This is a genomic window from Bacteroidota bacterium, from assembly GCA_021300195.1.
Classification (GTDB): Bacteria; Bacteroidota; Bacteroidia; order J057; family JAJTIE01; genus JAJTIE01.
Window position 1 is genome coordinate 16282 of sequence record JAJTIE010000061.1, and the last position, 13696, is coordinate 29977.

Consider the following 13696-nt stretch of genomic DNA (forward strand, 5'->3'; position numbering starts at 1 on the left):
CGGTACTTTTCTGTCATTCAATTGCCCGTTTTCTCGCATTATTAACAAATAGTTAATCAGGGCTTTTGAAAAGCGTAAAGAGCCGGGCTTTCAGGAGTACCCAATAAGATCATAAATAATTAATAATCAATTGTTTATGATTTATTATTGATATTAAACTATAATTACAAAAAAACGAGTTAAATTTGCGGCACCAAATCATCTGATTTTACACATTTATCAATATTTCGTCATGATTGAGTATAAAAACACAGCAGCCGACTACGCCAAGATGTCCATCGTCCACTTTTTCGTGGGGCTTATCAAGGCGGATGCTGGCCTTAGCAAGGCAGAGATAGAAAAGATAAAAATTATCATCTACAAAATGGACCGCGGCCTGCCCGTAAAGTACCCGGACATTAAGCCTGCCCTGGAGCAGATGGCCAGCGACGAAGACTACAAGCTGTGGAAGCCCGAGCTACACCTGGAGAAGGCCTTCTACTTCCTGGATCGTTTTCATGCCATGCCCGCCTACCGGAAGGAACACCTGGCCGCCCTGTGGAGCATCATGGAAGTGGTGATGGAAGTGGGAGAAATAACCCAGGGTGAGAAGGTGTACATGGACCGCGTAATGCAGACCTTCAGGGAGAGCTATGGGGTAGAGATCGTGGCTTCTGTGGCCTAGGTGTGCTGAAGCCCGGAAATACCGCGCAGCTAGTACGCGATGCTGCGGGGTACAGTCCGCTCAAAACAGCTAAAAATTAGATCAATCAAACTAAAGGAGGGGATGCCCTCCTTTTTTGGTTCCGACTAACGAAACTTTTTGTCCGGCAAAAGCCGTATTTTTGCGGGGCGGTACCCACGGAAAAAAAATCAGGAACCAGGCTTCAACTCATGCGACAACTCATATCTATCATCTTGCTGTTCTTCGTTTTTACCCACTGGGCTGCTGCCCAGGGCATAGAGGGGAGAAAGAAACTGGAGCGCAAGTCTTCCACCACCTATCCTTCGCCCACATACAGCCCGCCAAAGACGACACCCACCACACAGCCCGATGCTACGGGCCAGCCCGGAAAAACAGGCGATGGAACAGAGAAAGCCAACCCAGGCCAGCCTAGAAATAATACGAACCCGCAGGCACCCGGCTACAAGCCCGACCCCAGGCTGCTAATGGGTATGGTGCTGGACAGTGAGACCGGAAAACCTGTAGCCGATGCACTGATAAAGGTGCGCAAGACCGATTATGCCGTGTTTACCAACACCTATGGCGTGTACAACATCCAGCTTGCCGATAGAGACCTGCCCGTGGAGGTGGAGGTGCGAGTGCAAGGCTACAAAAAGCTGAGGACTCGGATAACAGAGCCTGGCAAGGAGTACAAGCTGCAGCTCGAGCGCAAATAGCGCATACCCGGGCATAGTTTTCCACATAGCTGCCGCCGGATACGGGTTCTCCGATCGTTGTCCGCCCGGATAGGCTGCCCTTTCAGCCAAGAGTTTGGTTAAGAGTTTCTTACGTGAGGGCATAAATTCCCGCTCCCCCTGCAGGTTGGGGATTTCTTATCGCCCCAAAGCCTGAAAGCATAGCCGTCAACTGTTAACTTTACGGTTTGATACCTAGCCCGGCAAATACCGGGGTAGAAAAGCAGGAGATAGTTATGGCCAACGAAAGAATAACCATCCGGGGAATAGAAGAAGAGATGCGTGCCGCGTACATCGACTACTCGATGTCGGTCATCGTATCCCGCGCCCTGCCCGACGTGCGAGACGGGCTAAAGCCCGTACACCGCCGCGTGCTATACGGCATGAGCGAGCTGGGACTGGCAAGCAACCGGCCCTACAAAAAGAGCGCCCGTATAGTGGGCGAGGTACTGGGTAAGTACCACCCACACGGAGACACCGCTGTGTATGACACCATGGTGCGGATGGCCCAGGAGTGGAGCCTGCGCTACCCGCTGGTAGACGGGCAGGGAAACTTTGGCTCCATAGACGGAGACAACCCCGCGGCCATGCGCTATACCGAAGCACGCCTGCAGGCCATAGCCGAGGAGATGCTGGCCGATATAGACAAAAATACGGTAGACTTTGCCCCAAACTTTGACGACTCGCTGAAGGAGCCAACCGTAATGCCCAGCAAGATCCCCAATCTGCTGCTAAACGGTGCATCGGGCATAGCCGTGGGTATGGCCACCAATATGGCCCCCCACAACCTGAGGGAGGTGGTGGCGGGTATCGTTGCCTACATAGACAATCGCGACATTACCGTCAGCGAGCTCATGGCGCACATCAAGGCACCCGACTTCCCCACCGGCGGCATCATCTATGGCTACAGCGGCGTGCGAGATGCCTTTGAGACCGGAAGAGGCCGCGTGGTGATGCGGGCACTGGCCCACATCGAAACCCTGAAAAATGGCCGCGAACGCATCATCGTCTCCGAACTGCCCTACCAGGTAAACAAGGCCAACCTGCATGAAAAGATAGCCATGCTGATGGCCGAAAAGAAGATAGAGGGCATAGCCGAGGTGCGAGACGAAAGCGACCGGGACGGTATGCGCCTGGTGATTGAGATCAAGCGCGACGCCATCCCCAAGGTGGTGCTGAACAACCTGTATAAGCAGACGGCACTGCAAACCAGCTTCAGCGTAAACAACGTGGCCCTGGTAAAGGGTAGGCCCCGCATACTGAATCTGAAGGACATGATCCACTACTACGTGGAGCATCGGCACGAGGTGGTGGTACGCCGCACCGAGTACGACCTGGAGCAGGCCCGCCAGCGCGCGCACATCCTGGAGGGCCTCATCATTGCCTTGGACAACCTGGATGCCGTGATTAAGCTGATCCGCTCCAGCGCCAACGCCGATGTGGCACGCGAGGGCCTGATGAAAAACTTCGAACTGAGCGAGATACAGGCCAAGGCAATCCTGGACATGCGCCTACAGCGCCTCACCAGCCTGGAGATAGCCAAGGTGAAGAATGAATATGAGGAGCTGATGAAGAAGATAGACTGGCTGCAGCAGGTGCTGGCCAAGGAGGAGCTCCGCATGAACATCATCAAGGACGAGCTGAACGAAATAGCTACCAAGTATGGCGACAAGCGCCGTACCCAGATTGTGCACAACGCGGAGGAGTTCTCGATCGAGGACATGATTGCCAACGAGGATGTGGTCATCACCATCAGCCACCAGGGCTACATCAAGCGCACACCCCTGAAGGGCTACCGCCGCCAAAACCGCGGCGGCGTGGGCAGCAAGGGCAGCGGCACCAAGGAGGAGGATTTTGTAGAACACCTGTACATAGCCAGCACGCACAATTACCTGCTCTTCTTTACCGAAAAAGGCAAGTGCTACTGGATAAAGGTGTACGAGATACCCGAGGGCAGCCGCAGCAGCAAGGGCCGGGCTATACAAAACCTGATACAGATAGAGCGAGATGACAAGGTGCTGGCCTACCTGAATGTGCAGGACCTGAATAACCAGGAGTTTCTTCAGAACAACTCCATTATTATGGTAACGGCCCAGGGCACGGTAAAGAAAACCCTGATGGAGGCCTACAGCCGCCCGCGCAGCAACGGTATCATCGCCATCAACATAAACGAGGGAGACCGCCTGCTGACAGCCCAGCTACTGGACAACAACAGCGAGGTGGTGCTGGCCACGCGCATGGGCTACGCCATCCGCTTCCCGGCAGACCTGGTGCGCGATATGGGCCGGAACGCCGCCGGTGTACGTGGCGTGCGCCTGCAGGGGCCCAAGGATGAGGTGGTTGGCATGGTTGTTGTACGTAACCCACAAACCCAGCTGCTGGTACTCTCGGAAAACGGATTCGGAAAGCGCAGCCAGCTGGAGGATTACCGCATAACCAACCGAGGCGGAAAGGGCGTGAAAACCATGAATATTACCGACAAAACCGGTGCCCTGATTGGCATAGCTGAGGTAAATGACACGGACGATCTGATGATCATCACCGTGGCGGGCATTGCCATCCGCATGCCCGTGGAGAGCATACGCCAGGCCGGCAGGGCCACCCAGGGCGTGCGCCTGATCCGCCTGCGAGATGCCGACTCCATTGCTGCCATGACCAAGCTGGCAGAGCGCGATGATGACGAAGCCCTGGAGGAGGATGATATGGGGGATGACGAGGCATAAACTTCATCCCTTATTCACACAGAAACACCCAAAATCCGCATCCGAATTCGATAGTTTTGCAAAAACCACTTAGTATGAAAAAGCACCTCCTACTTTTCACGCTCGGTTTGCTGATGGCCACCGCAGCCATGGGGCAGGCCAAAAAATGCCTCACTACCGGCGTTATAGAGCATAACGACGGAAACTATGCCCAAGCCCTGGCCCAGCTGAAGTGCGCTGCAGATGGCGCGGCGGAACTAAAGGAGGCCGATCAGTCCAAGGCCCACTACTACTACGCTCTCACCTGGTCTAAAATTTATAGCCAGAATGTGCAGGTAGACCCCAAGGATGCAGCCGGAAACACCAAGCCAGCCGAGCAGATACAAAAAGAAGTGCAAGGCAAGATAGACGGCCTGATGGCAAAGTATCCGAACATAACAGACGAGATGTATGCCAGCTACAAGTTTGTATATGAAAATGATGCGAGCAAGACCTACAAGGAAAACCCCTTTTTCAAAGGCCAGATTATGCCCTTTCTGCTCCAGCTTACTGGCTACCAAGTGGCACTAATAACAAACAAGAAGGACCTGAAAGTAGAAGACCTGCATGCCGCAGTGGAGTGGAGCCGGAAGTTTGACTTTGTGAGTAGCTCTAGCGGGAGCGGCCTGGCGCGGGTAAGCCCCAAGATACAGACGGCCAATCTGCTGCTGGCTACCCGCCTGCCTGCGGATTCGCTGGCTGCGGAAAAAGAACTGGCCTTTTTCGAAGAAAACTACCCCAAAGTGCTAACGCCCGAGCTGATGGGAAATGAGATCGTGCGCAAGGCCGTTGGCGAAAGCATAGCCCAGGGTGTAGCCATAGTGGTGCGCTACTACACCTCCACCGGGCGGGTAGAGCAGGCAAAGGCCGCCGCCTCCAAGGGCCTGGAAACACTGCCCGGAAATCAGACCATCCTGGACGCGGAGTCGGACATCTACCTGCACCCCTCGCAGGTGGACAAGGCGCTCCAGCGATTCAAAGACGAGCTAGCCGCAGACCCTACCAGCGTGCAGCGTAATCTGAAAATGGCACAGGTGAGCCGCCGCGTGGCAGACAGGTATGCCGAAGAAAAACTGACGGGGCGCATCGACTCGCTCAAGAAGAATCAGGATAATCTGAGTAAAGAGCAGATGAAGACCCTGGTAGGAGAGATAAAAGTGGAAATGCAAGCCTTTATACAAAAGTCGGACGAGGCACATGGCTATTACGGTACTGCCCTGCAGCAAACCCCCACCAATGCCGAAAAGCACCTGGCTCTCTTCAACCAGGCCGCAATATCCAACAACGTAGCCAAGTACTACTCAGACTTCTACAACGCCCTGCCCTGGCAGTTCGAGAAAGAAGCTGCCGCTGCCCTGGATACCCGCACTACTTACCTGGAAAAGGCTTTCCAGGAGGTAGAGGCTGCCCATGCCGTGCTAGCGGACGACCTACAGACCCTGAATGTATGCTACCAGATTGCCCTGGCCCTGGGCAACGAGGAAAAGGCAGCCTACTACAAGGGCCTGCAGGATGCCCAGGAGTAGGCATCGCGCATTCTATCTTCTTATAGCATAACTTGTTCAGGCCCGCCCCCAAATGGCGGGCCTGCGCTATTTCCTGCCCAGCCCCAGGCTTCTGTCGGCAAGCGGCGCGTTGTTCTCGCATTGCCCTGGGGCCGGCCCGTTGGCCCTGCTTAGAGAGGCTGCGGCCACTGGCCTATTGCTTTTTGGGAGTCATCCGGCTTGCTCGCTCTAGCAGCCCCTAGCCGCCTATGAGCGAGCACCTCCTCCGGCTGAGTAGGATAAAACATCCCGTTGGTCTCTGGCCAGTACAAGAGCATCGAAAGATGATTGGATATTTATAGAATATAACCTATAATTGTATTTACTTCTATTCACTACCCCCCCCCACAGCCATGAAAGGAATTGTATTCTCGGAACTACTGGAGATGACTGAAGAGGTTTTCGGTCAACAAATGCTACAAAAGGTAATCGAAAAGGCGGAGTTGAGCAACAATGGCGTTTACGTGTCGGCTGGCAACTACCCTTTTAGTGAGCTGGCCAGAATTGTTTCCACCCTGTCTGCGGAGACAAATAAGCCCGCCGAGTTTCTGCTGGAAGAGTACGGCAAGTATCTGTTTCAAAAAATGTCCATAAAATACGCCGCACTGTTTGATAAAATACCCGATCCCATCTCCTTCCTGTCCAAGATAGATAATTATATTCACGTAGAGGTACACAAACTGTATCCAGGTGCCGAGACGCCAAGATTTATAATTATAGAGCAAGACGAAAAGCATATTATAATGGACTACATCAGCAGCAGGGGGCTGGATTATCTTGCTATTGGTATGATAAAGGGTTGTTCTACCCACTACAAGGTTCCCCTGGATATACGGACGGAGAAGAATAATGACGAGCATAATTCTACCCGGTTCTTTGTATATGTCTCGGAGAAAGTAGGGAGTGGAAGGGCTGCCGATCCTGGCCACAGAAATAAAGGTGTTTGGGCTTGGCTCAAGCGCCTGTTTAGCTAGGATTCAGGAATGGACTTTCACCAAAACTAATTTAATTAAGCACATGGCGCGGAAAGAGGAAATTGACTGGAAGTCGAAATATGATCGGGAGCATGCTATCCGAGTGGCTGCAGAGGAGCTGATAGAACAAAAGAGCCTGGAACTATTTGAGGCCCAACTCTCGATAGAGAAGTATGCTGAAAAACTGGAGTATGAGCAGAAGGAAATGCAGGATAGCATCCGGTATGGGGCTAGAATACTCAATAGGCTGTTGCCCAATGAGTACATCATTCAGTCTTCTTTTCCCAGTAGCCGAGTTTTTTTTGCGCCCAGGGATATTGTAGGCGGCGATTTTTACTGGACACACAGGATGCCCGATGGTAGTGTGGTACTCGCCCTATCCGACTGTACAGGCCACGGCGTACCCGGTGCATTTATGAGCATCATGGGTATTAATCAGCTAAACGCCATTGTGCCCGAATCGATAGACTCATCCCCCGCAGGTATTATACAGCGGCTGGATAGGGAGATAACGCATATCCTGTGTGAAAAGAATCAAAGCATAGGTGCCTTGCAGGATGGAATGGATATTGCGATCATTCGATGGTTCCCCCAGAAGAGAAAGCTTTTTGCCTCATCTGCTCACGAGAGTGTTATTCTACAGAAAGCAGATGTGGTTGAATTATTACCTACAACTCGGCACTCAATAGGCGGGAATCTTATCTCAGATAAAGACTACATCGACTATGAGTATGAGCTGGATGGCGGATCTCGGATATTTATGTTTAGCAATGGATTTTACGATCAAATAGGTGGGCCCAGGCGAAGTAAATTTGGAAAGAGGAGGGTCTTGGAGTTGATAGAGGCGCATGTACGAGAATCTTTTTCTAGCCAGTTTGGTGCGGTGGTAGATGCGTTTCATGAATGGCGGGGCGACCAGGATCAGGTGGATGATGTTACCTTTATTGGTATCGAGTTGACCACCTGATCTGGCGGGGCGACCTTTGTACACAGACAATGGCCTCCGCATATTTATAACCAATCTGATAATTGTTAGGTGCTCAGCTTTTTGGGAAGCTTACAGTGCCGCTACGCAGCATGCGTGGCCGCTGGGGGGTACTGGATTCAATAGCCTCGCCTCTGGCTAGTAGGCTTCTTCGGCCTCGTTCGGAAAGTCGCCCGACTTTATATCCGCTATATACTGCTGGAAGGCACGGGTCATCACACCGTGCAGGTCTGCATATCGGCGCAAGAAGCGTGGACTGAAGGCCTGGTTTACCCCCAGCATGTCGTGTGTTACCAGCACCTGCCCATCTGTGTGCGGGCCAGCCCCTATGCCAATGGTGGGGATACGCAGGGTCTGGGTAACGGTTTGGGCTAGCTTGGCGGGTATCTTTTCCAGCACCAGGCCGAACACGCCCGCTTCCTCCAGCAGTTTTGCATCCGCTATCAGTTGGTTGGCCTCTTCGGTTTCGGTGGCCCGTACGGCATAGGTTCCGTATTTATATATACTCTGGGGCATTAGCCCCAGGTGGCCCATTACCGGTATCCCCGCGCTGATGATGCGCCGCACACTCTCGATAACAAAGGCACCGCCCTCTACCTTCACCGCATGGGCCCCGCTCTCTTTCATAATGCGAATGGCACTCTGGAGGGCATTCCGGCTATCCCCCTGGTAGGTGCCAAAGGGTAGGTCTACCACCACCAGGGCGCGGTCTACCCCCCGCACCACACTGCTGGCCAAAAAGATCATCTGGTCTAGCGTAATAGGCAGTGTGGTTTCGTGTCCGGCTATCACATTGCTCGCGCTATCGCCTACCAGCAGTACGTCTATGCCAGCACCGTCCAGTATCTGGGTCATGCTGTAGTCGTAGGCCGTAAGCATGCTGATCTTCTCGCCCCGCATTTTCATCTCATGCAGGCGGTGTGTGGTTACCTTTCGGTCGGCCCGGTCTCCCTTCTTCTGGCTGTAGCTAGACATTTCGTTCTTTTTTTGCCCCCCAATATACCCAATATACGCTGTGCCCGCGGTGGTAGCGTACACAGCATCGGGTGGTGGGTGCGCTGGAGGCCTGTTTGCCTGGGGGTATGCCCCTTAGGCCGGCCTACCTGCGGGGCTTCTGGGCGTTTGCCTTCATGAATCGAGTCAGGTTTTCCCGGTTGCTCTCGTATCTAAAGTCGCTCAGTAGTGCGGCATAGTTCTCGGGGTCGTAGATAGCGGGGAATATGAGCCGCACCGTCTCTAGTCTGCTTCGCTCGAAGCGCAGCTGTGCTAGCAGCTGCCGGAGCTGTGCTATGGTAAAACAGTGTACCTGTGCCTGCGTTTGCAGGTATTGGGTTTTTTCACTTTCAAAATTTTGTACCTGCAGCTCGGCCTTTATGGCCTGGAAGGCAGCGCTGTCTATTGGGTGCAGGCAGTGGCCGGCGGCATCCAGTTCGTCCGTATACGTTTTGCCTCGGCGCATATCTTCCCCGTAGCCGAAGCCCTCCAGCGGCACCTTCATGTAGCGTGGATTAACGGTCTGGTATTCTTTCAGGTGCGCAACGTAGGTTTCTTGTTCAAAGGCCGCATCGACCAGCCTGAAGAGGCCCGGATCGGATACCTGTAGCCAGGCCAGTTGTGCCAGCTGTAGGCGGCTGCTGTCCTGTGCCAGGGCTTTCATTAGCAGCCAGGTCTGCTCGCTGCTCAGGCAGTCGGTTTTTTCTGTTGCGGCCCGCGCTGTGGCCAGGCGCTCTGCTTCCTGGTCTTGCTCCCCCATTTGTGCCAGGGTGGTATTTAGCAGCGCCGGATGCATGGGTTTGCTACATTCCCCGGGTATGCCCTCGTGCATGCCATCGGCGTTCAGGCTATCTTCCGGAAAGGCAAAGTACAGCATTCCGTTGCTCATTCGCCGTGCCAGGCAGCTGTGGGCTATCGGGGGCATATCCGTGGGCATGCTTTTTTCCGGATACGTATCCATCCAGCTTAGTCGGGGCTTTTTCCCCCTCGGGAGCTGTACCGAAAAGTGCAGGGCTTCTCCGGGCTTGATGGCAATTTCTTCCGAGAGCGCATCTCCGCCCCGGGGGCCAAACACACTAAGGTGGAGCCGGTAGCTACCGCCAGGCAGCGCGGCAACACGCAGGCTGCCGTAGGCCGGGCTATGGATCAGCTGCTGATTCAGGCTCGCTACAAACTGCACATCCTCGGTTGCCGTTAGGATGAGGGTACCAGTAGGCTGCGCACTCAGTGTGCCCCCAGCCAGCCCCATGGTACAGCCCCAGGCTGCGGCGAGAATATGCCGAAAGGATGCCCGTATGCCCATGGCTGCAAGGTACAAAGCTGCCCGCATAAAAGCGTTGCCCATGCTAGCGCAGCACCCTGTTTTTCCAGCTAAAAGCCCTGGGCCTTAGCTGCTGGGCACCCGCCCACAGCACATACAGCGGCTGTAGCAGCTGCAGCAGCGGGAACGCCCGTAGCGCCCCCGGCGCGGAGCCAAAGGAACGCCCGGCTACACACAGGCTCAGTTCCAGCCCGGCCTTGGCCCCCCACAGCAGTAGGGCCAGGCTGGGATGCCACCACAGCAGTGCTGGCAGGAAGAGCCAAAAGCCCAGCAGACCCAGCGCACCCCCTGTGAGTAGGGGGTTCCGGTAGGCCCGGCTCTTGCTCAGCCAGCGTCGGCGCTGCTGTGCCAGCCCGGCCAGCCCGGCAGGGGGCTGGGTGCGCACGGCGGCACCGGGCAGGGGGCAGTAGGCCACCTGGTGCCCGGCCTGCACCAGCTGCTGTAGCAGCAGCATATCATCTCCGCTGCTCAGGTGTGCATGGGCGGTATATCCGCCCACGGATTCCCAGGCTGTTTTGCGAAAAGCCAGGTTGCCCCCATTGCTCATGCCTGGGCAGCCTAACCCGAATGCCCCGCCCGACAGCACCATCAGTCCGGCCTGCTCCGCAGCCAGTAGGCGCGCCAGTGGGCCGCTTCCGGCCAGCTGCACAGGCCCCGCCACCAGGCTGCATCCGGGCTGCAGGTAGGCTGCCAGGCTGCATAGCCAGGTGGACCCGGCTACGCAGTCTGCATCCAGGGTTACGATCCAGGCATGCCGGGCCGCCTGTATGCCCCGGCTCAGGGCCTGCTTTTTGCCCCCCTTGCTCCGCAGCACCTGAATGCGTGAATCGGCCTGGGCAAATGCCCGGGCAATGGGGTAGGTATCATCTTCGCTCTCATCGTCTATCACCCACACCTCCCAGGGGCCTGGCTGCTGCTGCACAGCCGCCAGGCAGGCACCCAGGTTTTGGCCTTCGTTCCGTGCCGGAACCAGGATGCTGATGGGGGGGATGGCATTAGGTGGGGCTGCGGGGTAGCGCCGTAGCCGTAGCCAGCCCAGCAGGTGGGCTGCCAGATAGGCCGCGTAGGCCAGCCCTGCCAGCAGGCCCAGGCTGGCGGCAAGCACTAGGATGCCCGTGCCCAGATCCATCGGAGGCTAGGCCCACAGCCCAGTAGGGCTGGCAGCACCAGGTTTAGCGTAAAGAGTAACAGCGTGGCGGCCAGTATGGGGGCAGCGGGCGCACCCAGCACACCAAATACAGAGAGGGCGGCAGCCTCGCGTATACCCAGCTCGGCCAGTGCTATACTGGGCACCACACTCTTGGCCGCATAGGTAAGGCTAATGCCGGCTAGCAGTAGGCCGGTGGGCAGCGATACCCCAAAGGCCCAGAGCAGTAGCAGATACTGCAGGCTAAAGATGGCATAACGCAAGCCCGCCCAGGCCAGTACGCCGAGCAAGGCCCAGTGCGAAATGCGCACCGGATACCAAGCCTGCCAGCGGCCGGGCAGGCGGATGGGCAGCCTACCCACAAAGGGCCACAAAATGCCCAGGCCCAGCAGTATGCAGCCCAAGGCTAGCCCGCCGGATAGCGTGGGAGACGAAAAGGGGCTGGCCCACAGTAGGGCGGGTGCGGCGGCAAAGAGGGTAGCACTTAGCTGGCTTAGCCGCTCCAGCGCCAGGGCATGCAGACCCCGCGCGCGCGCCGAGGCGGGCAGCCAGGCCAGCCGGGCGGGTATCTCGCCCAGGCGGTTGGGGGTAAGAAAAGCAGCGGTAGCGCTGCCCAGCACCGCGCGAACCGCCGACCCGAAGCCGGTAAAGATGCCCATGGTGCGGTAGGCCTGTTGCAGCTTCCGCGCTTCGGCTCCCAGGTTCAGGGGTAGCAGTAGCAGGGCACACAGTGCCCACAGTGGCTCGGCCCTGGGCCAGCGCAGGGCCGGATCCCAAGCGTACAGCTGGTAGCCTATGCCCAGCAGCAGCAGCAGCGATATAAGCATCCGGGCCCATTTTTTGGCCAAAACCGCGCGAAACCAGTGCATGTATGCGCCAAGATAAGTATATTTTCAGGCGATTATTCCACGCTGCCAGTCTTGAAGTCGCTTTTTCGCATACTAGGCCGTAGCCTGCTGGTGTTGCTCCTGTTGCTCGCAGTGGGTGTAGTGCTGGTGCTGTTCACTCCGGTGTGGGTGCATCGCTTTGGCCCACAGGAGCCTGCCCTGCAGCTGCAGGCCGATACGCTCCGGCCGGTGCCGGTGCCCCCTGGGCCACTGAAGGTGATGAGCTGGAACATCAAGTTTGGCGGTGGACGTATCGATTTCTTTTTCGACTGCTACGGCGATAGGGTGCACATGTCGGCCCGCGAGGTAACCACCCACTTGGCCGCCATCTGCCGGGTGATCAGGCAAGAGGACCCCGACATCCTGCTGCTGCAGGAGGTTGATATTGATAGTCGGCGGGCAGCTTATGTAGACCAGCTGGCCTGGATCTTGAATCATACGGCACTCAATTATGGTGCCTATGCCAGCCAGTGGCAGGTGCGCTACGTGCCCAGTCATGGCCTGGGGCGGGTAAACTCGGGTGTGGCCATCCTGAGCAAATACCCGCTGGCCGATGCGGTGCGCCACCAGCTGCCGCTTATAGAGGAACAGGATCCGCTTACCCGATTTTTTTACCTGCGGCGCTGTGTGCTACAGGCCACGGTATCTCTACCGGGCGGGGCGGCACCCATCCGGGTGCTGAATACCCACCTGGAGGCCTATAGCCACGACGGCACCAAACGCAGGCAGCTGCAGCAGCTGGCAGGGCTGGCCCATGGGGCGTCCACCCATGGCGCGGTGATTGTGGGGGGCGACTTTAACCTGATCCCCCCAGGAGCCCGCCAGACGCACGGCTTTGACGATGCGGCCTGCCAGGACGAATTTCGGGCAGACGACTACCGCCCCGATGCCCGGCTGCTGATGCCCTGGTATGCCACCTACGCTGAGGCTATCCCGCTACAAGCCTATCTGGCCAACGAGCCTGCCTACTATGGCCATACCGTAAATGGCCGGAGCTCCTGGAACCGCAGGCTGGACTACCTGTTTACCAATGGCCAGTGGGCCGAGGGCCGGGTGCTCCAGCAGTACTTCACCCTCAGCGACCACGCCCCGCTGGTGGCCAGCTGGCAGTCCACTGGCGCAGATATAGCCGCCAGCCCAGTTGGCAGGCATCACCAGGCGAAAAAATGACTTTGCAGGAATGAACAACAGTAAGTAGATTGGGGTATGAAAGCGAGGTTGATTTTTTGGATATGGCTGGCTGTGGCTGCGCAGCTTCTTGTGCCCCAAGGGGGCCGGGCCCAATGGGTACTGGATGGGCTGGCGGGCAAGGAGGTGCTCAAGCTGGAGCTACACGCTGATACACTGTATGCTGCTACCGACGATGGCTTGTATCGCCGTGCGCCCGGCCAGGGCTGGCAGCTGATGGGGCATATGGGCAGCCGGGTAAACGATTTGGGGCTTGACTATCAAAGTACAAGAAATCACCTTGTAAGTCAATGGATAACAGCAATTTAAGCAGATATAGGCAGAAAAAGATTCTGCAGGCATTCGCCCTGGGGCTAACAGCCACACAGGCCTCGAGACTTTTGCAGATTAATCGGAACACAATAAATCGTTACTATCGCTTTTTTCGTGAACAGATCTTAGTCCATCAAACCAAAGAATTTGAGCAACAAGTAGGAGAAATGGAGCTGGATGAAAGCTATTTTGGAGGCGTTAGGAAG

Annotated in this window: 13 protein-coding genes; 9 read left to right on the top strand and 4 right to left on the bottom strand. The window is 56.2% G+C overall.

Annotation, left to right across the window (positions count from 1 at the left end):
• The first annotated feature begins 232 nt into the window (after positions 1 to 232).
• From LW884_11185 to LW884_11210, 6 genes are all read left to right on the top strand, one after another.
• The gene (locus LW884_11185) at positions 233 to 664 is read left to right on the top strand and encodes a hypothetical protein (GenBank protein MCE3008892.1); all 432 of its coding nucleotides are present in this window, start codon (positions 233 to 235) and stop codon (positions 662 to 664) included.
• A 209-nt stretch (positions 665 to 873) separates the two neighbouring features.
• Complete coding sequence (locus LW884_11190) at positions 874 to 1380, top strand: hypothetical protein (GenBank protein ID MCE3008893.1); 507 nt, start codon at positions 874 to 876, stop codon at positions 1378 to 1380.
• 254 nt (positions 1381 to 1634) lie between these two features.
• Entirely contained in the window at positions 1635 to 4121 is a 2487-nt protein-coding gene (gene gyrA / locus LW884_11195; GenBank protein ID MCE3008894.1) for a DNA gyrase subunit A, read from the top strand.
• 74 nt (positions 4122 to 4195) lie between these two features.
• Positions 4196 to 5665 carry a hypothetical protein gene (locus LW884_11200; GenBank protein ID MCE3008895.1) on the top strand — a complete coding sequence of 490 codons (1470 nt, stop codon included), beginning with the start codon at positions 4196 to 4198 and terminating at the stop codon, positions 5663 to 5665.
• Between the two features lie 371 nt (positions 5666 to 6036).
• Positions 6037 to 6657, top strand: coding sequence for a heme NO-binding domain-containing protein (locus LW884_11205; protein MCE3008896.1), 621 nt, complete (start codon positions 6037 to 6039; stop codon positions 6655 to 6657).
• A 43-nt stretch (positions 6658 to 6700) separates the two neighbouring features.
• Positions 6701 to 7624, top strand: coding sequence for a serine/threonine-protein phosphatase (locus tag LW884_11210; protein MCE3008897.1), 924 nt, complete (start codon positions 6701 to 6703; stop codon positions 7622 to 7624).
• A 156-nt stretch (positions 7625 to 7780) separates the two neighbouring features.
• On the opposite strand, the gene panB is transcribed toward LW884_11210, so the two are convergent.
• From panB to LW884_11230, 4 genes are all read right to left on the bottom strand, one after another.
• Positions 7781 to 8617 (bottom strand): 3-methyl-2-oxobutanoate hydroxymethyltransferase, encoded by an 837-nt coding sequence (gene panB / locus LW884_11215; protein MCE3008898.1) that lies wholly within the window; start codon positions 8615 to 8617, stop codon positions 7781 to 7783.
• Between the two features lie 124 nt (positions 8618 to 8741).
• Positions 8742 to 9938, bottom strand: coding sequence for a DUF4476 domain-containing protein (locus LW884_11220; protein ID MCE3008899.1), 1197 nt, complete (start codon positions 9936 to 9938; stop codon positions 8742 to 8744).
• Between the two features lie 43 nt (positions 9939 to 9981).
• Positions 9982 to 11085 carry a glycosyltransferase gene (locus tag LW884_11225; GenBank protein ID MCE3008900.1) on the bottom strand — a complete coding sequence of 368 codons (1104 nt, stop codon included), beginning with the start codon at positions 11083 to 11085 and terminating at the stop codon, positions 9982 to 9984.
• Positions 11061 to 11972: a flippase-like domain-containing protein gene (locus LW884_11230; GenBank protein MCE3008901.1), complete on the bottom strand. Its 912-nt coding sequence runs from the start codon at positions 11970 to 11972 to the stop codon at positions 11061 to 11063. The genes LW884_11225 and LW884_11230 overlap by 25 nt, the downstream gene beginning before the upstream one ends.
• A 51-nt stretch (positions 11973 to 12023) precedes the next feature.
• Between LW884_11230 and LW884_11235 the strand changes: the two genes are divergently transcribed.
• From LW884_11235 to LW884_11245, 3 genes are all read left to right on the top strand, one after another.
• Positions 12024 to 13160 (top strand): endonuclease/exonuclease/phosphatase family protein, encoded by a 1137-nt coding sequence (locus LW884_11235; protein MCE3008902.1) that lies wholly within the window; start codon positions 12024 to 12026, stop codon positions 13158 to 13160.
• Between the two features lie 36 nt (positions 13161 to 13196).
• Positions 13197 to 13487, top strand: coding sequence for a hypothetical protein (locus tag LW884_11240; GenBank protein MCE3008903.1), 291 nt, complete (start codon positions 13197 to 13199; stop codon positions 13485 to 13487).
• Positions 13469 to 13696: IS1595 family transposase (locus LW884_11245; GenBank protein ID MCE3008904.1), on the top strand; the 228-nt coding region annotated here is incomplete at its 3' end. The genes LW884_11240 and LW884_11245, both read left to right, overlap by 19 nt.

Coding starts and splice junctions, on each gene's coding strand:
- LW884_11200 (MCE3008895.1), top strand. CDS start 4,196: ATGAAAAAGCACCTCCTACTTTTCACGCTCGGTTTGCTGATGGCCACC.
- LW884_11225 (MCE3008900.1), bottom strand. CDS start 11,085: ATGGATCTGGGCACGGGCATCCTAGTGCTTGCCGCCAGCCTGGGCCTG.
- LW884_11185 (MCE3008892.1), top strand. CDS start 233: ATGATTGAGTATAAAAACACAGCAGCCGACTACGCCAAGATGTCCATC.
- LW884_11205 (MCE3008896.1), top strand. CDS start 6,037: ATGAAAGGAATTGTATTCTCGGAACTACTGGAGATGACTGAAGAGGTT.
- LW884_11230 (MCE3008901.1), bottom strand. CDS start 11,972: ATGCACTGGTTTCGCGCGGTTTTGGCCAAAAAATGGGCCCGGATGCTT.
- LW884_11210 (MCE3008897.1), top strand. CDS start 6,701: ATGGCGCGGAAAGAGGAAATTGACTGGAAGTCGAAATATGATCGGGAG.
- gyrA (MCE3008894.1), top strand. CDS start 1,635: ATGGCCAACGAAAGAATAACCATCCGGGGAATAGAAGAAGAGATGCGT.
- LW884_11240 (MCE3008903.1), top strand. CDS start 13,197: ATGAAAGCGAGGTTGATTTTTTGGATATGGCTGGCTGTGGCTGCGCAG.
- LW884_11190 (MCE3008893.1), top strand. CDS start 874: ATGCGACAACTCATATCTATCATCTTGCTGTTCTTCGTTTTTACCCAC.
- LW884_11220 (MCE3008899.1), bottom strand. CDS start 9,938: ATGGGCATACGGGCATCCTTTCGGCATATTCTCGCCGCAGCCTGGGGC.
- panB (MCE3008898.1), bottom strand. CDS start 8,617: ATGTCTAGCTACAGCCAGAAGAAGGGAGACCGGGCCGACCGAAAGGTA.